The 23,371-nt window shown below is 32.3% G+C and carries 23 protein-coding genes and 1 riboswitch; of the genes, 3 read left to right on the top strand and 20 right to left on the bottom strand.

The window, feature by feature from the left end:
• The first annotated feature begins 41 nt into the window (after nucleotides 1-41).
• On the top strand, nucleotides 42-1,478 hold the full coding sequence (locus ACWJKS_RS07335; RefSeq protein WP_462960846.1) for a glutamate synthase subunit beta: 1,437 nt from the start codon (nucleotides 42-44) through the stop codon (nucleotides 1,476-1,478).
• Between the two features lie 806 nt (nucleotides 1,479-2,284).
• On the opposite strand, the gene ACWJKS_RS07330 is transcribed toward ACWJKS_RS07335, so the two are convergent.
• The 11 genes from ACWJKS_RS07330 to ACWJKS_RS07280 form a co-directional block, all read right to left on the bottom strand.
• Nucleotides 2,285-2,557, bottom strand: a complete 273-nt coding sequence (locus ACWJKS_RS07330; RefSeq protein WP_462960845.1) for a hypothetical protein — start codon at nucleotides 2,555-2,557, stop codon at nucleotides 2,285-2,287.
• Nucleotides 2,558-2,616: 59 nt separating this feature from the next.
• Complete coding sequence (locus tag ACWJKS_RS07325) at nucleotides 2,617-3,912, bottom strand: FtsW/RodA/SpoVE family cell cycle protein (protein ID WP_462960844.1); 1,296 nt, start codon at nucleotides 3,910-3,912, stop codon at nucleotides 2,617-2,619.
• Nucleotides 3,903-4,244: a PadR family transcriptional regulator gene (locus ACWJKS_RS07320; RefSeq protein WP_462960843.1), complete on the bottom strand. Its 342-nt coding sequence runs from the start codon at nucleotides 4,242-4,244 to the stop codon at nucleotides 3,903-3,905. Before ACWJKS_RS07320 ends, ACWJKS_RS07325 begins: the two co-directional genes overlap by 10 nt.
• Nucleotides 4,245-4,518: 274 nt before the next feature.
• Entirely contained in the window at nucleotides 4,519-6,573 is a 2,055-nt protein-coding gene (locus ACWJKS_RS07315) for an alpha-amylase family glycosyl hydrolase (RefSeq protein WP_220286888.1), read from the bottom strand.
• A gap of 192 nt (nucleotides 6,574-6,765) precedes the next feature.
• Nucleotides 6,766-7,905, bottom strand: a complete 1,140-nt coding sequence (locus tag ACWJKS_RS07310) for an O-antigen ligase family protein (RefSeq protein ID WP_462960842.1) — start codon at nucleotides 7,903-7,905, stop codon at nucleotides 6,766-6,768.
• Nucleotides 7,906-8,227: 322 nt separating this feature from the next.
• Nucleotides 8,228-8,992, bottom strand: coding sequence for an ABC transporter ATP-binding protein (locus tag ACWJKS_RS07305; RefSeq protein ID WP_165414032.1), 765 nt, complete (start codon nucleotides 8,990-8,992; stop codon nucleotides 8,228-8,230).
• Entirely contained in the window at nucleotides 8,993-10,045 is a 1,053-nt protein-coding gene (locus ACWJKS_RS07300) for a FecCD family ABC transporter permease (RefSeq protein WP_165414031.1), read from the bottom strand. It abuts the gene before it with no gap.
• 16 nt (nucleotides 10,046-10,061) lie between these two features.
• The gene (locus tag ACWJKS_RS07295; protein WP_462960841.1) at nucleotides 10,062-11,009 is read right to left on the bottom strand and encodes an ABC transporter substrate-binding protein; all 948 of its coding nucleotides are present in this window, start codon (nucleotides 11,007-11,009) and stop codon (nucleotides 10,062-10,064) included.
• Between the two features lie 34 nt (nucleotides 11,010-11,043).
• Nucleotides 11,044-11,604, bottom strand: coding sequence for a bifunctional adenosylcobinamide kinase/adenosylcobinamide-phosphate guanylyltransferase (gene cobU / locus ACWJKS_RS07290; protein WP_165414029.1), 561 nt, complete (start codon nucleotides 11,602-11,604; stop codon nucleotides 11,044-11,046).
• 162 nt (nucleotides 11,605-11,766) lie between these two features.
• Nucleotides 11,767-11,947: riboswitch (cobalamin riboswitch) on the bottom strand.
• Between the two features lie 123 nt (nucleotides 11,948-12,070).
• Nucleotides 12,071-13,132, bottom strand: coding sequence for an IS30 family transposase (locus tag ACWJKS_RS07285; protein WP_224578950.1), 1,062 nt, complete (start codon nucleotides 13,130-13,132; stop codon nucleotides 12,071-12,073).
• A 125-nt stretch (nucleotides 13,133-13,257) separates the two neighbouring features.
• Nucleotides 13,258-15,321, bottom strand: coding sequence for a penicillin-binding transpeptidase domain-containing protein (locus tag ACWJKS_RS07280; protein ID WP_462960840.1), 2,064 nt, complete (start codon nucleotides 15,319-15,321; stop codon nucleotides 13,258-13,260).
• Between the two features lie 246 nt (nucleotides 15,322-15,567).
• Here ACWJKS_RS07280 and msrB point away from each other — a divergent pair, with 246 nt between their 5' ends.
• The gene (gene msrB / locus ACWJKS_RS07275) at nucleotides 15,568-16,023 is read left to right on the top strand and encodes a peptide-methionine (R)-S-oxide reductase MsrB (protein ID WP_220286891.1); all 456 of its coding nucleotides are present in this window, start codon (nucleotides 15,568-15,570) and stop codon (nucleotides 16,021-16,023) included.
• Between the two features lie 46 nt (nucleotides 16,024-16,069).
• On the opposite strand, the gene ACWJKS_RS07270 is transcribed toward msrB, so the two are convergent.
• From ACWJKS_RS07270 to ACWJKS_RS07235, 8 genes are all read right to left on the bottom strand, one after another.
• Nucleotides 16,070-16,786: an FG-GAP-like repeat-containing protein gene (locus ACWJKS_RS07270; protein ID WP_216303677.1), complete on the bottom strand. Its 717-nt coding sequence runs from the start codon at nucleotides 16,784-16,786 to the stop codon at nucleotides 16,070-16,072.
• A gap of 64 nt (nucleotides 16,787-16,850) precedes the next feature.
• Nucleotides 16,851-18,413, bottom strand: a complete 1,563-nt coding sequence (locus ACWJKS_RS07265) for a hypothetical protein (RefSeq protein WP_462960839.1) — start codon at nucleotides 18,411-18,413, stop codon at nucleotides 16,851-16,853.
• Nucleotides 18,414-18,569: 156 nt separating this feature from the next.
• Nucleotides 18,570-19,118, bottom strand: coding sequence for a ParB N-terminal domain-containing protein (locus tag ACWJKS_RS07260; RefSeq protein WP_165414791.1), 549 nt, complete (start codon nucleotides 19,116-19,118; stop codon nucleotides 18,570-18,572).
• An 80-nt stretch (nucleotides 19,119-19,198) separates the two neighbouring features.
• Nucleotides 19,199-19,327 carry a hypothetical protein gene (locus ACWJKS_RS07255; protein ID WP_258280698.1) on the bottom strand — a complete coding sequence of 43 codons (129 nt, stop codon included), beginning with the start codon at nucleotides 19,325-19,327 and terminating at the stop codon, nucleotides 19,199-19,201.
• A 280-nt stretch (nucleotides 19,328-19,607) separates the two neighbouring features.
• On the bottom strand, nucleotides 19,608-19,913 hold the full coding sequence (locus ACWJKS_RS07250; RefSeq protein WP_216303679.1) for a LiaF transmembrane domain-containing protein: 306 nt from the start codon (nucleotides 19,911-19,913) through the stop codon (nucleotides 19,608-19,610).
• Complete coding sequence (locus ACWJKS_RS07245) at nucleotides 19,906-20,436, bottom strand: hypothetical protein (RefSeq protein WP_462960838.1); 531 nt, start codon at nucleotides 20,434-20,436, stop codon at nucleotides 19,906-19,908. The genes ACWJKS_RS07250 and ACWJKS_RS07245 overlap by 8 nt, the downstream gene beginning before the upstream one ends.
• Nucleotides 20,417-20,875 (bottom strand): hypothetical protein, encoded by a 459-nt coding sequence (locus ACWJKS_RS07240; RefSeq protein WP_462953947.1) that lies wholly within the window; start codon nucleotides 20,873-20,875, stop codon nucleotides 20,417-20,419. Before ACWJKS_RS07240 ends, ACWJKS_RS07245 begins: the two co-directional genes overlap by 20 nt.
• A complete protein-coding gene (locus ACWJKS_RS07235) occupies nucleotides 20,872-21,384 on the bottom strand; it encodes an RNA polymerase sigma factor (RefSeq protein WP_216303682.1) in 513 nt (170 codons plus the stop codon). The genes ACWJKS_RS07240 and ACWJKS_RS07235 overlap by 4 nt, the downstream gene beginning before the upstream one ends.
• Before the next feature lie 619 nt (nucleotides 21,385-22,003).
• Between ACWJKS_RS07235 and ACWJKS_RS07230 the strand changes: the two genes are divergently transcribed.
• Nucleotides 22,004-22,330: a hypothetical protein gene (locus ACWJKS_RS07230; protein WP_216303683.1), complete on the top strand. Its 327-nt coding sequence runs from the start codon at nucleotides 22,004-22,006 to the stop codon at nucleotides 22,328-22,330.
• Between the two features lie 108 nt (nucleotides 22,331-22,438).
• On the opposite strand, the gene ACWJKS_RS07225 is transcribed toward ACWJKS_RS07230, so the two are convergent.
• The gene (locus ACWJKS_RS07225; protein ID WP_216303684.1) at nucleotides 22,439-23,338 is read right to left on the bottom strand and encodes a glycine betaine ABC transporter substrate-binding protein; all 900 of its coding nucleotides are present in this window, start codon (nucleotides 23,336-23,338) and stop codon (nucleotides 22,439-22,441) included.
• Between the last annotated feature and the right edge of the window lie 33 nt (nucleotides 23,339-23,371).

Here is a 23,371-nt window from a genome sequence, read left to right as displayed (position 1 = left end):
TAGGGACGGTTCTCAGTTTTCAATTTTTGGAGGTGTTAAATTTGGGAAAATTGTATGGTTTCAAAGAATTCAAAAGAGAAACTGCAAATAAACGCCCTGTAAAAGATAGAATTAAGGACTCTAAAGAATTATTCATAGAATTTCCAGTTGAAAAACTGCGTCAGCAAGGTGCAAGGTGCATGGAATGTGGTGTTCCTTTTTGTAACTGGAGTTGCCCTCTAGGAAACTTAATTCCAGATTGGAATGACATGGTATATAAAGAAAAATGGGAAAAAGCATATAACAGGTTAACCCTTACAAATAATTTCCCAGAGTTCACTGGCAGGATTTGTCCCGCCCCTTGTGAAGGTTCATGTACATTAGGAGTTAATGGAGACCCTGTTGCAATAAGGGAAATAGAATTAAATATTATAGAAAAAGCATTTTCACAAGGATGGACAAACCCTTTAGAGCCTAGAGTTCGGACTGGTAAAAAGGTCGCTATTGTTGGTTCGGGTCCATCGGGCCTTGCGGCAGCTGCTGAACTTAACTCTGTAGGCCATGATGTAACTGTTTTTGAAAGGGACGATGAAATAGGCGGGCTTTTAAGATATGGCATACCAGATTTTAAATTAGATAAAAGCATAGTTCAAAGAAGAGTGGATTTTATGATTGAGGCAGGAGTTAGCTTTAAAACTAATGTAAATGTCGGAGTTGATTATTCTGTAGACACTCTTTTATCTGAATTTGATGCAGTAGCTTTAACTGGTGGTAGTACAATTCCTAGAGATTTATTAGTTGAAGGCAGAGAATTAAAAGGTGTACATTTTGCTATGGATTATCTAAAACAACAAAATAGAAGAGTTTCAGGCAAAACAATAGAAGCTAGTGAGATAAATGCTAAAGGCAAAGTTGTACTGGTACTCGGAGGCGGAGATACTGGCTCAGATTGTATTGGAACTGCAATAAGGCAAGGAGCTAAGAGCGTATTTCAATATGAAATTATGCCAAAGCCCCCTGTAGATAGAGACGACACAATGCCATGGCCTTCATACCCTAGAACACTAAAAACTACTACTTCTCATGAAGAAGGTTGCAACCGCGATTGGAATATTACTACAAGAAAATTCACTGGTGAAGATGGCGAAGTTACTACGCTCCATGCATCTAAAGTTGAGTGGACACGTAATGAAAAAGGTATGCAACAAATGAGTGAAATACCAGGTTCAGAATTTGAGCTCAAAGTTGACTTGGTTATTTTAGCTATGGGTTTCTTGCATCCACAACATGAAGGTATGCTTACGGACTTAGCTTTAGACTTTGATAACCGCGGAAACGTTATTGTAGATGATAATTATATGACTAATTTACAAGGCGTTTTTGCAGCTGGAGATATGAAAAAGGGCCAATCATTAGTTGTTTGGGCAATATATGAAGGTCGCGCAGTTACTAAAAATATTGATAAGTATTTAATGGGGGAAACTTCATTAAGGGGGTAAGAGCAAATAGTACAATCAGTATGAAATCTCTCCTGCGTGATTCGAAATAAGAGCTTGAAACGTGAAATTCCATCAAATAATTCTAATCTTTTGCCAATATAAATTTCTCTAACGCTCACATTCGGCTTACAGCCGGTTCCCTAGCCTTCCTTACAGGAGGCTCACGAGAATTTTATATTGCCAAAAGAAGAATTACTAAATGAATTTTCAATGTTTCTGCTCTTCTTATTTGAAGTCACTTTCGGAGAAAGTTCATACTATATAGTAATTAGCACATCCTATGGTATGTATTTTAATAATATAAAAGATAAGAAGAAGGTTTTATTTAACACAGCCTTCTTCCTATCTTTTATATTTTTCAACCTTTAATAAGATCCAAAAATGTTGACTTAACTTTGCATCTTACGAAAAATGTAAGTAACGAGAAAGCATCTATCCTCTTTATTTTCAATTTTCGACTAATGTTTTTTCTGGACTTAATGGTATGTTACTTCTATTATCAAATTTTTTATCCCAGCATTCTTTCTTTTATTTTGTTCCCTTTTTTTTTAAATTGTTCATTACTCGCAAAAATCATTAACAAAACCACTGAAAAACTTGTCCACTCCCATTGAGTTGTAATAATCCCTATCAAATTCAAAAGCCTACCACATAGTAATCAGAGCAATAATCAAAGTGCCAAATTTCAAATTTTTCTTCATATAACCTCTATCTCCAAATATAAATTATCCTTGCAGCACATAATTAAAGAACAGTTCAAATTAACTGCCCCAGCGGTTAAAGCTATAACTTTATTTTACACTCTTTTAATATCCTATATCCACTGCGATTTTTGAAAGTAAATCCCAATTCTCCTTATCATTAGGATTAATACTCATAAAATACAAATACCGTTGTATTTCTTCTTCTTTTTCAGTAAAAGCTATCGATCTATTAGTAGATTGAGGTGTAGCATTTATTGAAATGGACATATAAAGTTTAGATAGTGCAGTTGAACCTCCAGTTTTATTTTCAACGTTAGCATAGGACGTAAAAGGTAATATAGATATAGCTGTATGTAAATATGCAGATGCCTCCATATAGTAAGATAATATTATACTTAAGTAATTATTTAATAATCAACATAGAATTAGCACATTCATGAATTGGATAAACTTCGCCTTCTATACACACTCATAATAATGCCTACGGATACCATATTAATAATCCCTAAAGAGCCTCCATAGCTTATGAAAGGAAGTGGAATTCCTATCAAAGGGAATAAATTTAGATTCATTAATATATTTGTTGCGAATTGAACTATAAATATACTAATCAAACCGCTTATAAGTAATCGTCCATAATTATCTCTAACATATTTTGAAACATGTAGAATTCTATATATGAAAGAAACAATAATAGATATAATAACCGCGGCTCCAAGCCACCCAAAAGTATGTACTATATAAATAAAAACAAAGTCTGATTGCATCTCAGGCACTTTTAACAGTGCCTCATTTGCAGAAAACCCATGTCCGAAAATTCCAGATGTATGAGCTATTTCGTACATCTGTACATTCAAGAATCCTACTCCTCTTGCATCCGAGAATGGGTGTAAAAAAGTAAAAAACCTACTTATTCTATATGGTTCTGATATAATATAATACAGAAAACAAATAGTATTAAGTGCAACAATGTAAATTACATATCTTTTTTTCATATTAGATTTAAGAGCTAAAACTATAAATGTAATAAAATAAATTCCACAGTAACCTAATCCTTGAGCAGCCAGCATTAAAAGCATTGGAATAATTAAATACCATACAGCTTTAATTAAATTCATTTTTTTATTCCAGTCATCGTTATTGAATATACCTGCTAGTGCTATTATAAATACATATAAACTAATTGCTTTAATATCAAATGTAAATCTTCCTACACTGATAAAAGGCCTTCCATTTATAGGGTGACTTATAAAAAATGATAAGGTAAATAATAAGCACATGCCTACAAAAATATGTTTCGAATACTTTTGAAGTTTTCTATAGTCAAATAAATATAATAATACTATACCTAAAGTACCAATAGCAGCATATAACAAGCTGTGCTTAAATAGATAATCACTACTTCTGAATGAATTTTTATATTGCATGAGATACATCAATGCAACGCCTGTATTAACGAGTACTATGGTTAAAATTAATGTAATCCAATCCGGAGTTCCCTTATGTGCTATGTTTAGCTGTTTACCTACGGCTTCGCCATCTCCCATGCGTTCAACAGCTTTAATTACTGATTCTTCTTGTACTATTCCTTTTTCAGCATATTCGCCTACAATATCCTCAATATGTGAGGATAGCTCTTGTTTTATTTCTTTATGAGCTCCCTTATACTTTACATAAGAACATACATAATCTATATATTCACTAATTTTAGAATTATCTCCTACGTCCATAATATAGCCCCCCCTAATATTCTATCAACTGTAGAACGGAAAGTTGTCCATTCTTCCTCTTTTGCCTTTAATGATAATCTACCTTCCTCCATTATCCTGTAGTACTTCCTAGGACGTTTTCCAGAACCCTCACCCCAATATGCCACAACTAATCCTTTTGCCTCCAAGGTATGAAGAATTGGATAAAGAGTTCCTTCCTTCAATGTAAACACACCGTTTGATTTTTCTTCCATTTCTTTTATCATTTCATAGCCATACATTGGTTTTTTATCAATTAATTTTAAAATGAGGATTATCGTACTTCCCTTTAACAGTTCCTTGTTTATTGACATGTTATTGCCCCCCTTATATTTTTATGGCATATGATACCATTTATACCTAGTAATCCGATACATTGATATTATAAGTATAACAATAACATTATATTCCAAAATGTCAATATAGAATATAAATGAGAATGAGTATATTTTTAATTATGTTTTAACAATACCTCTTCTATAAGCTACTTCCAAACCCTTCAAAATAAAAACACCTAGAAGAATTTCTTCTAGGTGTTTTTATATTGTCATATATTACATATCATTACTTTTAGGAATTCATGATTTTCTACCCTTCCATTGCCTGGCAGGGGTCACTCATTTGAATAACTTTCTTTAGAACTAGCACAGTTCTACTAGGTGAATACACTATAATCCCAGGTTTATTCCCCTTATTTCGTAATGTTTTCGCGCTGTATATATAATCTGTTGCAATTCTGTGTTGGCCACCAAATATCGTTTCATCACTATTAAAGATAATCTTATATTCACCCATCTCGCCAGTAGGTAGTTCATATTCTGAGAAAGAAGCAGATGGATTAAAATTAAATAAAAATACTAATTCACCTTTTCTGAAAGCAATCATATTTTGCTTATCATCAGTCCAAAGATTTTGGAGGTCTGTTGCACTTAAAACATTATATGTTTTTAATAAAATTAGCATTTCTTTATCAAAATTTGACAAATATTCATACTTAAGATCTTTATTTTCCATCAGACTCCATTGTCTTCTTGCGTAATTATAACTCCAATTATTACCTTCTCTTGGGAAGTCAATCCATTCCGGGTGACCAAATTCATTCCCCATGAAATTTAAATAGCCTTCACCAGCTAAAGTTATAGTAATAAATCTAATAAGTTTATGAAGTTCTACTGCTCTATTTATTATTAAATTATCATCACTTTTTAGCATGTGAGAATACATTTCCTTTCCGCCTAAACGGAACATTAAGGTCTTGTCACCTACAAGTGCTTGATCATGTGATTCAGAATACCCTATATTCTTTTCCTTAGGCCGTCTATTAGTTAACTCGTGCCACAACTGACACATGCTCCATTTTTCATCTGGCAGTTCTTTTAACAATTTCACCCAAAGATCAGGCACTCCCATAGACAAACGATAATCGAAGCCAATGCCACCAAAATCAACTGGCAGACACATTCCAGGCATTCCGCTCATATCCTCTGCAATAGTTACTGCATTAGGTTTTACTTCTCTTACTAAGTCATTAGCAAATTGAAGGTAAGTAATTGCTTCTATATCCGTATCCATACTAAAGTATTTACTGTAATCCGAGAACACTACTCCAAGCCCTTGGTGGTGATATAACATCGATGACACACCATCAAATCGATAACCATCAAAATGGTATTCCTCTAGCCAAAACTTAATATTCGACAAAAGGAAATGAAGAACTTCTGGCTTCCCATAATTAAAAAGTTTTGTACCCCATGCTGGATGATTCCCCTTAACTCCAGTATGGAAGAATTGATAATCAGTTCCGTCAAACTCATTAATCCCCTCAGCTATATTCTTAATTGAATGAGAGTGTACTAAATCAAGTAATACCGCAATTCCCATAAGGTGGGCAGCATTAACTAATGCTTTAAGCTCTTCAGGGGTTCCAAACCAAGATGAAACAGCAAAAAAATTAGATACTTGATAACCAAAAGAGGCATAATATGGATGTTGCATTACCGCCATAAGCTGCACAGTATTATAACCAGCAGCCTTTATCCTTGGAAGAATATTTTCTGTAAACTCGCTAAAAGTACCCATTCCTTCTTTTTCCTGGGACATACCTACATGAGCCTCATATATAAACAATGGCAATTCGCTATCAACATGAAATTCACTATCCCGCCACTTAAATTCAAAGTCTGGTTGCCAAATTTGTCCTACAAAATCATTAGTAATAGGATCCTGCATCGTCCGCTTAATATAAAGAGGAATTCTATCTCTTGATACACCTTTAGCCACTACCCTTACCTTAACATAGGATAAATGTTTTAGGGCTTGTACCCCTGGCAAAAAAATCTCCCAATTTCCACTTTCTTTTCTTATCAATGGATGTGTTTGAGGATTCCAAGAGTTAAAATCGCCAATTAAATAAAGAGCATCAGCCATAGGGGCCCATTCTCTATAAACCCATCCCCCCTTAATTAAATGGAACCCGTAAAATAAGTCGCCACTCGCAAAAGAGTCAAAGCTTTGATTATTACCAAGTAATTCTTTTTTACAAGATGTATAACGGTCCACTCTAATCCTAATATCACTTTCAAACGGCTTGAGATATGGATCAATCTCTATTATTTTGATGTTTTTATTTTTATAATCCTCCATTTAAAAATTCCTTTCGTATTTGAAATTATTGCAAGTCAAAATATTTATTACTAATATATCTAATTCGACTAAATATTATCAATTCCTTTGTTCTTCAAATAAATAAATAAATAAATAATAAACTCAAAAATAATTATAACGACTTAAATTTAGTCTATTAGTAATGAAATTATTATATCTATTATATTTTTCTCAATTGATATTATCTTGTTTTATAAGGGCGTTTATTATAGCTGAACTAGCTATAAATAATAACCCAGCTTGTGGTGCAATCATTGTAAAGTCAACCAGTCCATGCCCAATTATTACAGCTTGAATACCTGCCAGCATTGGAACTAATCTACAATTCTGTGCATGAAGTATCTTTAAATTTCGGAATAAATTAATTTTCATATAGGTATATATGAGAAGCCCAACAGCTCCAAGAGTTGTCATAATAGTAATCCAGATATTGTGACCGTGGTATAGGGTTGCATAATAATACCCTTTCATGAAGCTTTCTCCATGGTCAGTTATCCCCATAATACCCCAACCCGTAAAAGGCTTAAGTTTTATCATTTTTAAACATCCATCCCATATTCCAAAACGACTATTGAATGAGGTATCGAAATCATGTCCGGTTAAATTTTTAAGCATTTCTGGTGGTACAAAAGTAATTACAGCCGTAATTATAAATATTGTGATAAACAGCCATATATCTTTTTTATTACCTTTAAGTAGATAAAATATAAAAACGCCAAATAATAGCCCCATAAAAGCACCCCGAGATCCCGTTAAACACAATGCAATAACAAAGAGGATTGTCGCTGTCTCATAAAATAATTTTGCAGTTTTTGATTTAATGCTACAAAAATAAATACCTACAAGAATCATTATAGCAAACCAGTTCCCCGCTACATTAGGATTACCAAAGGTGCTATATATTCTACCATTAACTGCTGGCTGAGCTGTACTTTGAAGAAATCCCCCCCAAATATTAAAATTAAAATACTCATATAACACTTTCTCAATAATTCCAAAAATTGCTGAGAACAGAGAAAAAAACACTAAATGCATATATATCTTTTCCACCATATTTTCATTTTTACAATAATTTTGCAAAAAAATACTAACACATAGATATATAAAGAGAGCAAACGATGCAACAATTGATGTAAAACTATAATTTATAACTCCTACTATTAAAGACCAAATAAATAGTAAACAAAGTCCTATATTCCAATAATTTTTATCTATCTTAATTTTTTTAAATAACACCATATATATCATATATAATAATGGTATTATGGTCGTATAAGGAGAAATGATTGTTAATAAAACTAAAATGCCCATAATAAAGCCACCTTCATCTCTAGTATTTTTTTTTCGTAAGCATAATGATAAGTGCCCAAGAGAATTACCTTATCATTTTGTAAACTGCAATTCCATTAAGTACTAATATTAACCTTGTCACCTCTTTCTATTATATACTAGCCTTGGTATTATTGTTTACTTTATTAAAAGGGTATATTATTATTCTACAACATATAAGCCCTAAAGCTACACCGACTAAAATATCTGTAGGATATCATTTTTATTATCCCCCTTCCTCCATTATATCTCTTTTCCCATATTGTTTCAAAAAAATAAATGTAGCAAAGGATTACCCTTGCTACTAAAATGGCATAATAAAAGTTTTACCCGTTTTAGGATTTTTAGTTATATATACATCTAATCCGTAAACCTCTTTAATTATATCTTCTGTTAATACTTCCTCTGGAGTTCCATCTTTGTAAACTAAGCAATCATGCATTAGTATCATATGATTGCCATATGCAGCCGCTATGTTCAAATCATGTAGCACAGCAATAATTGTTATGTTTTTATTTTCATTTAATTGTTTTAATTGATTCATCATTTCAATTTGATGATGAATGTCTAGGTGAGAAATAGGCTCATCTAAAAGAATTATTCCTGTTTCTTGGGCAATCGCTCTTGCCACTACCACTCGTTGTCTTTCTCCGCCACTTAATGCATTTATGCTTTTATTTCTAAGACCCCAAGTGTTTGTCATTTTCATAGCTTTTATAGCTATTTCCATATCTTTTTCACTTTCTGAGCAGAATCTAGAAATATGAGGCGTTCTTCCCATAAGAACTATATCTTGTACTGAAATATCGAATTCGATTTCTGTGCTTTGCGGTACCACTGCTATTTTCTTTGCTAAAACCTTTGATTTCATTTGGGCTAAGTCCTTTTCATCAATAAAAACTTCACCTTTTTCAGGTTGCAGTGATTTTGATAATATCCTTAGAAGTGTAGTTTTACCTGAACCATTTGGACCTAGAATAGTGTGAAATTTTCCTCTTTCTATGTTTATACTAATATCCTTTAATACTTCCTGTTCAAAGGAAAAACTTACGTTATTTATCTCTATCAATTACATCGCCTTCTTCTTTGTTCTATATAATAAATATATAAAAAATGGAACTCCAAAAATTGAAGTAATAATTCCTACTGGTATTTCTGATGGAGGCACTACTGCTCTTGCAAGCGTATCGCAAATTATTAAAAATATAGCTCCCCCAAGTGCAGAAAATGGTATAACCACCCTATTATCTGGTCCAAAAATCATTCTAATAGAGTGCGGCACTATAAGACCTACAAATCCAATTATTCCACTTACAGATACGACTGCTGCCACCATCAAAGTACTTATTAAAAGTATATACTTTTTTAATCCATTTACATCTACACCAAGACTTCTAGCACTCTCTTCTCCAAGAACCATGATATTCAGATCTCTTGAAAATGTAAAAATAAATAAAATTGAGGGAACTACTATTATAAACAGTAAAATTACCTCGTGATATCCAGCTGTTGAAAAACTTCCCATCGTCCACATAACTATTTTTTCAATATTATCTCTATTAAAGGTCATCATTAATGAAATAATGGATGATAATAAATAATTTATGGCAACACCCGATAGTAAAAGTGTGGTAACTGGAACTTTAGTACCGACTCTCGCAATATTATAAACCAGAAAAGTAGTTATTATAGCACCTACAAAAGCATTGAATGCCACCATGCTCATCCCTAAAAAATTGATTTCATTAAGAAAAACCATGGTTATAGTGGCCCCAAGTGCAGCCCCTGATGAAACTCCGAGAATAAATGGATCTGCCATTGGATTTTTGAAAATACCCTGAAAAGAGGTACCAACCACTGAAAGTGCTGCTCCTACTAAACAGGATAAAATGATTCTAGGAAGTCTTAACTTTACCAATATGATTGCAGATGTAGGATTAATTCCATCTAAGGATACACTGTTATTTAATATTGGAATTTTGCTTATAATAATTAGGGCTGTCTGTTTTAAAGAAATATCTGCTACCCCAAAATTTGTTGCTACAATCATTACAATTAGGAGTAAAAATACCCCTACTGCAAAAACTCGTCGATAATAACTCTTATTTTCTATAAACGTCATGGTTATTTAACCCCTTTTATTTAAAAAGTTCAGGATGAACTAGTTTAGCAATTGCTTCAAGTCCTTCTGCAAGTCTCGGTCCCTGCCTAACAATAATGTTTTCATCAATCTCCAATAATTTGCCGTTCTTAACTGCATTCAAATCTTTGTAACCATTGGTAGCTTTTATACCTTTTTTTGAATCATAGAGCTTTGAACAAATTAGCACATCAGGATTCTTTTCTACAAGCTTTTCTACACTGTAGTTCCAACCAACTACGTCGCCCGCAGCATTTTTTCCGCCAGCAATGTCTATCATACTACCTATAAATGTATCTTTTCCTGCTGTAAAATCACCACTCTTGCCAAATCCTGCTACATAGTACACTGTTGGCTTCTTAGCATCCTTAACCTTATCAGTTATTTCTGCAACTTTCCTTTTCATATCTGATATTATTGTCTGGGCTTCCCCACTAGCATTTACAACCTGACCAAGTTTTGACATTGTGTCATACACACCATTAAAATTTTCTTCACCACCAAGCGCTACAACCTTTACATTAAGAGCCTCTAATTTTTTAATAATAGCCTTATCAAAAAGAGCTGATACAATAACTACATCAGGTTTTAATTCAACAATTTTCTCTACACTTGGTTGCAATAAGTCACCAACAGATGTAACCTTAAGGGCCTGAGCTGGGTAATCATCGTAATCACTTCTACCAACTACACTGCTTCCTTTACCAAGTGCATATATTCCCTCTGTTATATTTGGTGCAATTGTAATAATTCTTTTAGGTTCTTTTTCAATGATAACCGTTCTATTATATGAGTCAACTACCTTTAGCGGATATACTACAGCGTTAGTTTCCTTTTTAGTAGTATTAAGAGACCCTTTATTCTCACCTTTGCTGCCACACGCGCTAAATACAACACAAACAAAAACAGCTAAAACTAGACTTATTATACCTTTTCTTTTAAACATAAGTTGCCTCCATAAATTTTATTTTTTTAATTACTTATTTAATTTTAATTGGGATACCACAAACCACCATGTGAACTTCCTGAGCCCTTGATGCAATATACTGATTAACTCTACCCGCAATATCTCTAAAAACCCTTGCCATCTTGTATTCTGGTACAATTCCAGAGCCAATTTCGTTAGTTACAAGAATTATTGTTTTTAAGTTTTTTTCTGCTTCGTCAAGAAATACTGCTACCTCTTGTAAAATCCCTTTTTCCATTGCGCTTATAGCTTGATTATTAAGATCATCGAAATTATCCCCCGCTTCATCAAACATAAGATTTGTAGTCATTATTGTAATACAATCTAATAAAATCGTATCAAACTGCATTTCTTCGTTATAGAATACCTGTTTTAAATTCTTATAGCCTTCAAAGGTATACCAATTAGCTGGTCTTCTTTCTTTATGTTTTTTTACTCTGTCCTTCATTTCATCATCAAACGGAATTGAAGTTGCAATATAAAGTACGTTGCCCTTCTCTTCTTTGGCTAGCTTCTCAGCATATGTACTTTTCCCACTCCTTGCTCCACCTGTTATAAGTATAATTTTTTTCATAGTATGCTCCTTATTATTTTAATGATATACTCTAATGTAAAAAAATCAGAAAATAAAAAAACCACATCTCAAGGATGTGGAATAATGCAATTAAATTTTTCACATATTGGATAACCCAATATTATTGTTAAATCACGCATTTTTCATCCTCCCTCCGAAGACTAAAATTTCAAGCAATAGGCAGGTTTACTGGCTTTAGCATCATCTTACTCTCCAACCTTCTCAGTTTCCCAATGGTTCTTTGGATTTCATCCTCTAATACAGTAGCGGTGGGCTGCAGTGGTTTTATAATCACTTTCCCTTTTAACCCCTGTTACAGGGCACCTAAAACAATATTTAATTTTTATTAAGTTGACTATTTTTATTGTAACATCAAAAAAATATTAAAGCAATGTAAATCATTCTACCTACTTTCTAATGTAGATTGCAATATAAAATGTCCGAAATTTTCAAGAAAAATATAATGTTAAGTTGTAATGGTTTTCCGTTCCATCATATTAGCAGATAGACCGTTAAAAATCCTTCTTGGATAATTGTTGATCCAGTGCTGTATTTGCATAATTTGTTTTTTAGAGAATGCTGAAATATCCACACCTTTTGGGATAAATCGTCGTATCATTTTATTGATATTCTCGTTTGTGCCTCGTTCCCATGAACTATATGGATGGGCATAATATACTTTAGTTCTCTTTCGTTTATTCCTTACTGAGGTCTCAATACCCTCGAAATCAAGGTTCTCACAGCCGTTATCACAGGTGATTGTTTTAAATGTTTTTGAGAATGCCATTCCCATTTTACGCTCCAATTTGTCCAATTCCTTCACAACAGCGACCTGTGATTTAGAAGGTATTTTAAAGATTAACTCCTTGCGAGTTACTCTTTCGCTTAATACCATTAATACAGTCTTCGTACCCTGCTTTCCTACTACGGTGTCCATTTCCCAGTGCCCTATCTCATCACGTGCAGCTACCGCTGTAGGTCTTTCTGATATACTTGTTCCTTTGGTATTGTTATACGCCGGCCTTATTTTTTTATAGTTTCTCTTTTTGGCATTCTTTTTAACAGGCAGATCTTTGTTACTTATGTTTAAGAATAAATTATTATCCAAATAGTTATACACAGTTTTGAAGCAAATAGTTGTTTCGAATTGTAGATCTTTATTTGTTATATTTTGAATAGCTGCATACGGAGATTCGCCATATTTACCAATGGCTTTTTCTAAGTACTTCACCAATTTGTGATCTTTCCCTATTTTCAATGCAGGCCCTTTTGCTGTGCCTTGTCTGTCATGTTCTGACTGCCCAATTTCTGCGCTATATTCCATTCGAGTGGTTAAATCACTATTCAATAATTCTACTATTCCTTTAGCAATTTCACGCCTTATTGTACGCTCTGAACGTCCACCTATTTGCTCCGCAATACAGCTTGAATTTAGCCCCATTTTGTATAATGTCTCTATCTTTATACGATCCTCATATGTTAGGTGTTTACCTTTTTTGTTCTCTGTGATAAAATTTGATTGACTCATTTGAAATCCTCCTGTACTTGTGTTGGTTTAGTCACTTAACATTGTACAAGATTTTTTCTCTTGAGTCTTTATTTTTTGTTCTATGGTCATTTCATTTTACAACTTACCCTACCTACTTTCTAACGCTATTTCAGTGTTTTATTTAAGTAATATTCCATTACTCCTTTTACAATAGGTACCACATGGTGACTTCCACCTTTCTCTTTAACGTTTTCCATTAACATTGATACTACTATTTTAGGATTAACTGTATCCATACATATAAACCATCCATTTTCTTCTGCAGCTTTATCCTTGTCATCTTTCTTAAGTTCCGCTGTTCCAGTTTTACCCGCGAGAGCTTGCCCATCAACTCTTGCCGCATGACCTGTACCATTTGGGTTATCGATAACTCCAGTGAGACCATCTTTTACAAATTTTATATTATCCGCGGAAATTGCATTAGCTTTCCATACCTTAGCCTTTACCTTTTCATTCAAACTTTCTAAAGTTGGAGACATAATATTTCCATCGTTAACAACTGCGCTATACGATAGTGCAAGGTGAAGTGGGCTCATAAGGACCTCCCCTTGACCATAACCAGTATCTGCTAATGCTACATCATTCTTAATGTTGTTGCCATTGGCTACTTGTGAATTTGCTATTGGATAATCTATTGGAAGTTTTTGACCTATTCCAAAATTGTTGCATCCTTTTATAAATTCCTCTTTACCTATATTAAGAGCTGCCTTTGCGAAATATATGTTATCAGAGTATACAAATGCATCCTGTAAATTCACTGACTCTCTCGGTTCACCAACCCTAGTAACCTTATTGAGTCCCCATGATTTATCTGGTTGCCATTCGTTTCCCGGTATGTTAATAAGTTCACTAGGTTTTATCTTCCCTTGCTCTAACCCAACTGCAGCCGTTATCAGTTTAAATGTAGACCCTGGAGAATATACGGCCTTAAATCTATTTTTAAATGGATCCCCTGTTTTTTCCCATTCTGCCTTTTGGGTATTAGAAACATAAGTAGTAATTGCATTTGAATCATATGACGGGGAGCTTACTAAAGCCAATACCTCTCCAGTTTTTGGATTTATTGCTGCACTGGCTCCCGGCTCTTTATTCATCCCTTCATATATTTTCTTCTGTAGTTCACTATCTACTGATAATGTTATATTTTCACCTGCTTTTGATTCTTTTTTAAGAATTACAATCTTATTGTTATTATTTTGTTTTGATATATATATTGTTGCCCCATTTTCACCCTTAAGCTTGTCTTCATAAACCTGTTCAAGACCTGCCTTTCCTATTAAACTAAATGAGTTATACCCTTTACTAGAATTCTTTTGTAGTTCCTCAGCAGTTATCGGCTTTATGTATCCTATAAGCGACCCCAAAGCTTCCCCACCTGGATATACTCTACCTTTAGGCTTGTTCTGGATTACCCCGTCAAGCTTCATAACTCCATCTATTTTTACTTTTTCACTACGCAATATGTTAATAATCGGTATAAATTGATCAGAATTTTCATTATCCTTTAGTTTATTTTCTATAACCGAAGCATCAACATCTAGTATCTTAGCCATCTGCGATATATTAGCATCTTTATTTTTAATAAATGTAATGGGTTTTATTCCAATCGTAACAATTAAATCATTTATTGCAAGTGGTTTTTTACTCCTATCATAAATTTCTCCACGTATAGCCACTTCTGGCTCTACCCTAACCTTATCTCCCGCTTCCATACTAGGAAATATCATTTTCTCATTCCAAACTAATGTCCACTGCTTTTTATTGTTGACTTCTTCCTTCACCATAGTAGCCTGATAGCCTGGCATTTTTAATTGCCCTGCTGCAGTATCCATAACTATAGAAAATGGTATATTTATAGCTTTTTTATTTCCTTCCTTAATTTTATCTTCATTCTCCACATTAATAGATATACTTTTAGCCTCTATTCCACTATAAATAGCATTGTATTTGTCTACAAATTCCTTTTCAGTTATTGTTTCCTTAGTTTTAACTGAAAGCATGCTATACATTGTTTTGAAATCCTGCTTTACCCACTTATTCTTATATGTATCAAATGTTTTTGTTGCACTATCCACTTTTGTAAAAAAATTAAACATAAATACTGCCATTACTATTAATATAATCCCTATCGTTGTAAAAAGTATTACTTTTAAGTTTTTTTTCGACATTTTTTTACCACCCCTTACTTATTATAACACTTGAACCGTATAATTAAATAGTATGATTTTTAAAAGTTTATTTTTTTGCATATTAAACAAATATATTATAAAATAAATTATATTAACTAGAGAATTAATACCCTCAGGATACTATTTTCAACACATCTTTACCCCTGTTGCTTATAATGTATTTAGTATATAATAACTATTAATTGGTGCAATAAATATTATACTCATTATTAAGGAGGCATTATTATGGATAATAAAGTTTATACTAAAAAAAGTAAAGAAGAACTAAAGAAGATCTTAACTCCAATTCAGTTTGAAGTAAGTCAGGAAAGCAGCACAGAAAAATCTTTTGAAAATGAATTTTGGAATAATAAAGAAGAAGGCATTTATGTAGATATTAATAGTGGAGAGCCCTTATTTACATCTCTTGATAAATTTGATTCAGGTTGTGGGTGGCCTAGTTTTACAAAGCCTGTTGAGGATGCTAACGTTAAAGAAAATAAGGATGCAACCCATGGTATGATGAGAACAGAAGTAAGGAGCAAATATGGTGACAGTCATTTAGGACATTTATTCAACGATGGTCCGATTTCCCAGGGTGGATTAAGATATTGCATAAATAGTGCTTCACTAAAGTTTATACCAATTCATAAGCTCTGCGATGAAGGATATGGAGATTACTTAGAATTATTCAATAAATAAGGAGAGCGTTTCTCGCTCTCCTCCAAAACTATCGTTACAAGTATACCTATACTTGTAATCCATTAATAGCTACTTGCTGATTATCCAAAGCAAATATCTTATCTTTCCATTTTAAAGTATTTAAAACATATCCTAAGGAGTCTGCATGGTACCTTCCAGCTATTTTTTGATAACCCAATAGCTCATATACTTTATCTGAATCAAAATCCACAGGATATAAGCCGCTTATAGGATCAACGAATCCGTTGATTGGATTCTTTAGCTTTCCGTTTTCGTCGTATATTTCATTTAAATAATCGGCGTCCTTGTTGGATATATCTATAATGTATTTTTGGTTATTTTTCTTACTGATAACTTCAACCTTGTAATTGTCTTTATAAGTAACATCGTATTTGTATTGCTCATTATATACATTAAAGTCAAATAGTAATTTTGCCTCATTGTTAATAAACGAATAAATGTAATAGTACATTATTCCACCACTACCACCTGTTGCAATACTTATTAAAATATCATCTACACCATCTCCTGTAAAATCCCCCAAAAATAGTGTAGGATTGTATCCTGTATTTTCACTAAGTGGTATACTAGCAAAATCACCTGTTATTCCATCTTGAATTACAAGGACGATATTTTGAGTATATGGACTATCTGGTGTCTTTATACCTGTTAAGTACACAGCATCTGTTATTCCATCACCATTTACATCTCCACTTGCATAACTAACAATGCTCGGATTTATCCTATTATATCTATTATACATAACTGCTCCTTTGCATTATAAGATTTATAAAATATCTTATGAGCCAAGCAATAAATTGTTCCATTTATTGATTTTTATAAGCCTTGTAATTGGGCGAATCTTCGCCAACTAATTTATCTAATTTCCAGTTATATCCCTTGTCAGCATCGTAAACAAGAAAATAAAGCGCTACAAAAGAAACATTTTTGTTTTCATTCTTTTTCTCATCTTTATAAGTAATACTTCCATAAACATATTTTATATTATCTAATCCCTTCTTAGACAATATTTCATTAGATTTAAAGGTCTTCGCTTCTTTAGCTGTTATTTTATGGTTATTAGACCACCAGAAAAATAAATTACTCCCTTCAATTTCGGCATTGGTAATAGAGGGTACTATTATCTCCGTAGGAACATTGTTTATTGTCCCACTATCAACGGTAGTTTTTGACCTGTTTAAAAAAGATATATTGGCGAAAGATATTGAGAAAGTATAATTAGTTGATAATACCAACTTTATTTCTCCCACTATACTTTCCCTCTTAGCATTAACGATTAATGTTCCATTTTGTACATCAAACTTTTTATCAGATATATTAATACTCTTAGTAAATCTATCATTTATAGCAAACCCTTTGCCACCAAAAAAACTTGAATAGGATACTGTTTCTCCCACTCCTTGTTCTTTTATAGTTTCAATAACCTTTTCATCAGAAAAAGTTGGTGATAAGACTAATTTAGATCCCTCTGCGCTGTTTTCTTCAATGGTATCAATTCTCCAAGTTTCATTTTCAAAAATAAGGTTACACTTTATCTTTCCTGTAGAGACCAGAAGTCCACTGTCTATAGAAGCTGTCACCAAAATTTCTTCTTTTTTGTTTTCTAAATCCGGTGTTCTTGAAACCATGCCAAGATTTGTGACATCTTGTCCACCTAATACTTTTGGTATATCTGCAATATTAATACTTAATTTTTTTAATCCAACCCAAAACTTCTTTTCATTCATACCTACCAACGGTTTCAATGAATTAACGCTCTCAACTATAATTTTAGGGCTAATCTTCCATTGATTTTTTCCTTCATCATTATATACTAGAGCCAAAGAAGTCTTTGCCTCAATAGCGCCATTGTTTAAAGTTAAATCTACTTTTATGTCATCCTTGCCCTTATATGTATTCCTACTATTTATCTTAAAGCTTTTCATATCATTTTTGCTTATTTTTATTACTGTTCCTTTAGGAAGAGTTACTACTTTTCCTAGCAAGTCGTCTTTTATTTTCACTTCATCCACTGGTTTAACAATAAAAACTGTGTATGCAAAGACTGCGACTGAGGTAACAACTAATAATGATATTATAGGTATAATTACTTTCCTATGCACAAATGTTTTTTTAAAATAAGCAAAAAACTTATCCCTTTTATCCTTTTTTATGTTTTCCTCAGTTATTGCAGGCATCGCTATCGTCTCCTGATGTTTTTCCTCTTTTTTGTCCGCTCCAACTGTCTTTTCTTTATCCCTGTTATTATTTTTATTAGTAATCCGTTCATCTTCTAAATCTATTTTTTCTTCTATTTTCTCTCCACAATATGGGCAAAATTTTAATCCATTAATATTAGTAAATTCATTCTTACAGCTGTTGCAAACCATTTTCTCCCTCCAAACATTTATATAAAATAAACAATATGTTGTATTTAATATATTATAGCCTGTTTGCATACTATGTTCAAACATATTCACATCACTGACTGTAGATAATATTAAAAACTAATATAAATAGTAAAATAAAAATATAATTTTGACTTACTAATTTTCTTCATATGAAACTGGCACGTTATTTATTCCAAGTTCTTGCGCTGCTGCATATTGATCATGGCCCGATACAATTACAAAGCTTCCTTTTTTAATAACAATAGGTTTGTTAAACTTTTTATTATTCTTCATATAATTTATTGCTTTGTTTTTTGAACGTTTTATTGACAAATCTTCATTTTCATTTACTAACTTTGAAATATCCATTATTTCGTCTGTTCCAATTGGCATTTCGTAATTTAAATCTATTTGACCATTCGCATCTTTTAACAGATTGAATATTTTAATTGATGATGCTTCAACTGAAATAAAAGGGGTTCCCTTGCTATTTACGCACGCTTTTAATTCACCTTTAATTACAAAATAATTTACATCCTTCATACCTATTACTGCATCTCTCCAATAATCTTTTTTGACAATTACTCTATAAATTGAATTCATATCATCATAAGTTCCTATTTTAAATAGTAAATTAACATCTCCATTCTCTAACCTATTTGTTTTTACAGGTAATCCCTTAATTATAATCTCACTCTTATTCATATTTAAACTCTCCTTTTAATTGTATATATTTTAGCTGTTTAATTCCAAAAATAAAACACCTAGAAAGCTCATAGCCCTTTCTAGGTGTTTTTAACTATATTATAATTTAACTTCATATTAGTTTTCACGCAAGTAAATTTACCTATGACTATGTTAGACGTTTTTAGATATTTTTCAACTGTAGAATTTTTTTCATTATAAGCTAACACAGACTTCACCCCATTCGTAAATTCAAAAATTTTATTTGTAAATCTTAACTATTACTTATCACTATTCTTACCTATACATCTATTATATCATTGTATGCATAAAGTTACAATTCAAACCCTACAATTGCAGGAAATAGCATACTTTTAGGGGTTAAACTATTTTTTTATGCTACTATTTTCCACTTACTTAACAAAACTTTCCAGTACTTAAATATATTTAAGTGCTGGGATTCTTAACTTAAGTCATCTCCTGCAAAGCTACACAGCTTCTAAAATGACGTTAAAATACAGTTCTAAACTGTTCAATGTGAGTAATTGTATACTCCATACATCCCATACCCATTGCAAAGAATGATACCATTATTATCAGTATTATTGCGCCAAAATCGTATTTCATTGCTTCTTTTTTGTTTATTAAGTAGGCTACAATAATTTCAATTCCTAGTAGAACTAAAACTAGGGGCCACATCGATGCTATTAGTAAATATTTAATACTTGGATTTATTAATCGTAGTAAAAACATTATTCCAAATATAACTAAAACTATTCCAGTAGTAAATGTTCCCACTCTACGTCCCTTAATCATTCATATCACACTCTTTTTTCTTGCCTATAATAAGTTTCGCACCCACAACAATTATTACAATACCTATTATTATCTGAGGGGCCATTCTTGTTACATCATTAATAAGACTATATAGTTCGCCCGACATATTCATACGTCCAAGTAAGGTGTTTATGATGTTGTTCCAAATTAAATAAATGCCTAGAAATACTAGTAATATCCCTGCAATCAAGCTGTGTTTCTTAAACATTCCTTTATCTATTTTCACTAATTCATCAAGAGAAAATAAATAATTATCCTCTAAAAGTAAAAACTCCTCATCCGTTGAATAACGTTTATTCATACAATCGAAAAACGAGTAAAACCAAATCAATGGTAAAACGAATAGTAGTGGCCCTATCGAAAGCCAGCTAGAAAGAAATATTAAAAAGAAGAATGCTGTCATAAGTGATAAACCCATCTTCATAAATCCCATATACATGTGACCTGCGCCAGGTAACATTGAAAAGCTAAAGGTTAAAAATTTATTTTTTTCCTTTTTCATTATTAAAAACCTCCAAGTTAATTATTTTTTGCGAGAAATTATTAAGACTTTCATTAATTGAGTTTATGGTACTTAAACTCATAGGGGTTACCTCCAGTGTTTCACTTTTAGCATTGGCCACAAAATTTAATGGATTTGAAAAAACAAACATTAATGCTATACTTGCTGCCATTACTACCCTCATAGAATAAAAGATAAATTGAGTATTAATTTCTTTTTCCTTATTTATTTTGTTTAGTATTTCCTGCTCAAATCCTAAAGGAGCATCAGTAAGTTCATTATCATCGAAACTATTAGCTAAAGCATCAGCACAGCCTTCACAATGGCAAATATGTTCTGATAATAAAATTAGTTCATTATCACTTAGAGATCCCTCTTTAAGCCCTTTTATTGATATTTTACTTAAGTGTCCGTTTTCTTTAAATAATGTACCACTCACATAAACTCCTCCTTCCATAAAACTTTCAACATCTTTTTGGATCTATAAAGATGTGTTTGCAATGTTTTCAAACTTTGACCTGTGTTTTTTGCCATATCAGAAAGTTTAACATCTTCACAAAAATAGTTTACTGACACCGCCCTATAAGGCTCTTTTAATTTCTTACATAAACTATATATTTTTTCGCTACTATGTTTTTTTAAAAGCGACTCCTCAGGTGTTTCCCCCTTATCCTTTATACCCTCAAAATCTTCATCAGGTATGCTGTGAATTTTTCTTGCAGGACTTTTAAGAAAATCTTTACATTTATTCACTGCAATTGTTGTAAGCCAAGCTTTAAAATTTACCCCATCAAATTTACCAAAGCTTATATATGCAGACAAAAAAGTTTGTTGTGCCAAATCCTCTGCATCAAAGTAATTTTTTGTAAAGGATAGACAAATAGTAATGATTAAACGTTCATATTGTTTTATATAGTTTGCAAACTGTTCTTTTTGAACAACCATCACCCCCTTTTTTGCCCTTACACTTAATATAACGATTGAGAAATAAAAAACACTTCAATTATAACATTTAAAATGTAATGTTATTAAAATTAATGTTACAATTACCATATAAATAAAGTACAATTTAACGACATTTCTGAAGGAACGTCTCCCACTTCTATAAGTGGGAGTTACCTACTATAAGTAGGCGTTACTTACCCTAACAAATAGAAAACTTCAGTGAGAGTATAAATCCCCTTCTGAAGTCGTTAATATACAGCTCCGCAGGAGATGATTTAATAAGCAATAGCTCTGTCAGGCTATCGCAAATGTATTTATATGATGGGAGGTAACAGTATGTTTAAATTAGCACTGAGTTCACTTATAATAGTTCTGGGAATAACACTCATTTTATTAGGAATTTATAATACTCAAAAAAAAATACCCAACAACAAATTCGTAGTTAATACTAATATAGGTTATTCCCTATCCTATCTGCTTCTAATTGATTACTTATGCACTTTTTAATAATTACCTTTAAAGTAGTACCACGTCCAAGGCAATATTCGATACAAAGTGTGCACTAATTATAATAACCCTCATATTATATCAGTAGATATTAATACTATAGGAGTTAGTAATAATGAGTAAAAAAGTATCAATTAACCTGCCAGATCATGTGTATAAACTAGCACTGCGAAAATCTAAATTAACTCATGGAGAAAATAATTTTTCAGGTTATTTACGTGAGTTAGTATGCAAGGAATTTACAGATAATGAACTAGAACATGAACTTTTAAAACTTAATGAACCCCTATGGTTAGGGATTACAAAGACAGCTGAGTATAACTCTACTTGTCAGGTATGTACTAATTCCATTTCTCCTGGAGAATTAATTTGTTATACTGACTTAGGATTTCAAGAAGACTATAAAAATTGGGTTCACAAGAATTGCTGCAGAAAAGATTAATAAGTAGAACTAGAGATGACAATTTAACCTCACTCTAACTTGCTACATACACTGAATCTAATAACGTAAAAAAATAGGCCTTTTGAAGGCCTATTTTTAATAAATAATCTATTTAGCTAAATCTTCTATAGAATTAATGTTCATATATTTAGGAACAACTAACCCTATTTTAGCTCCCTCTAGGTTTGGACCTAGATCTTCAACTTTACCTTTGTAGTCAGCCATATATTTAGCGTGTGTTCCTGGTAACCATGCTGCAACAATAGCATCTACATCTCCAGTAGCTACAGCCGCCCACATAGGACCTGATTCTACTTGCGTAAGTCTAACTTTGTATCCCATATCTTCAAGTACTAATGCAATTACATTAGTAGATGCAATTTCTGTATCCCAAGAAACATAAGCAAGCTTGACTTCCTTACCATCCACTTTTTTTGCACCCGCTGTCCACTTACTTACTTTATCTTTATTGTCAGTAATCCATTGTCTTGCAACTTTCTTTACAACTTCACCCTCGTTAACTTTAAGCATAACAGCTTCCATATCATCAGCTGTCCATGAAAATTGGTCTAAAATTTTATAAGCATCTGGCTTATCTTTTTTTAATCCTAAGCGTGCAATTGTATTTATATTTTCAGCACCACCGAAAGATCCTTTAGGGTCCTTTAAGTATTTCAAATCATATTTACTAAACATCCAGTGAGGTGACCAACCAGTTATTATAATTGGCTCCTTATTTTTAATTGCATCTGAAAGTGCTTGTGTCATAGCAGCACCTGAGCTAGTTTGCACTTTATAATCTAATTTATAGTCTTTAACAGCTTTTTCAGCAGCTTGCACTACGCCCGCGCCCGCATCTATACCTGTAATCTTATAATTTAATTGTTTTTCAATACTTGAATTATCAGTCTTTTTTACTTCGCCACTTTTACTACTACATCCTACAAAAGTCAGAGCTATTAGACTAAATGTTACTATTCCAAATTGTTTCCAATTATTTTTAATCATTAATTTACTTACTCCTTTTATTTTATTTTGAAA

It is taken from the genome of Clostridium sp. CM038, assembly GCF_055081105.1.
Note: the sequence above shows the minus strand (reverse complement) of the source record. Positions and strands in the feature narration are given on the sequence as shown.

Coding starts and splice junctions, on each gene's coding strand:
- ACWJKS_RS07330 (WP_462960845.1), bottom strand. CDS start 2,557: ATGGAGGCATCTGCATATTTACATACAGCTATATCTATATTACCTTTT.
- ACWJKS_RS07325 (WP_462960844.1), bottom strand. CDS start 3,912: ATGGACGTAGGAGATAATTCTAAAATTAGTGAATATATAGATTATGTA.
- ACWJKS_RS07320 (WP_462960843.1), bottom strand. CDS start 4,244: ATGTCAATAAACAAGGAACTGTTAAAGGGAAGTACGATAATCCTCATT.
- ACWJKS_RS07315 (WP_220286888.1), bottom strand. CDS start 6,573: ATGGAGGATTATAAAAATAAAAACATCAAAATAATAGAGATTGATCCA.
- ACWJKS_RS07310 (WP_462960842.1), bottom strand. CDS start 7,905: ATGGGCATTTTAGTTTTATTAACAATCATTTCTCCTTATACGACCATA.
- ACWJKS_RS07300 (WP_165414031.1), bottom strand. CDS start 10,045: ATGACGTTTATAGAAAATAAGAGTTATTATCGACGAGTTTTTGCAGTA.
- ACWJKS_RS07295 (WP_462960841.1), bottom strand. CDS start 11,009: ATGTTTAAAAGAAAAGGTATAATAAGTCTAGTTTTAGCTGTTTTTGTT.
- cobU (WP_165414029.1), bottom strand. CDS start 11,604: ATGAAAAAAATTATACTTATAACAGGTGGAGCAAGGAGTGGGAAAAGT.
- ACWJKS_RS07285 (WP_224578950.1), bottom strand. CDS start 13,132: ATGAGTCAATCAAATTTTATCACAGAGAACAAAAAAGGTAAACACCTA.
- ACWJKS_RS07280 (WP_462960840.1), bottom strand. CDS start 15,321: ATGTCGAAAAAAAACTTAAAAGTAATACTTTTTACAACGATAGGGATT.
- msrB (WP_220286891.1), top strand. CDS start 15,568: ATGGATAATAAAGTTTATACTAAAAAAAGTAAAGAAGAACTAAAGAAG.
- ACWJKS_RS07270 (WP_216303677.1), bottom strand. CDS start 16,786: ATGTATAATAGATATAATAGGATAAATCCGAGCATTGTTAGTTATGCA.
- ACWJKS_RS07265 (WP_462960839.1), bottom strand. CDS start 18,413: ATGGTTTGCAACAGCTGTAAGAATGAATTTACTAATATTAATGGATTA.
- ACWJKS_RS07260 (WP_165414791.1), bottom strand. CDS start 19,118: ATGAATAAGAGTGAGATTATAATTAAGGGATTACCTGTAAAAACAAAT.
- ACWJKS_RS07250 (WP_216303679.1), bottom strand. CDS start 19,913: ATGATTAAGGGACGTAGAGTGGGAACATTTACTACTGGAATAGTTTTA.
- ACWJKS_RS07245 (WP_462960838.1), bottom strand. CDS start 20,436: ATGAAAAAGGAAAAAAATAAATTTTTAACCTTTAGCTTTTCAATGTTA.
- ACWJKS_RS07230 (WP_216303683.1), top strand. CDS start 22,004: ATGAGTAAAAAAGTATCAATTAACCTGCCAGATCATGTGTATAAACTA.
- ACWJKS_RS07225 (WP_216303684.1), bottom strand. CDS start 23,338: ATGATTAAAAATAATTGGAAACAATTTGGAATAGTAACATTTAGTCTA.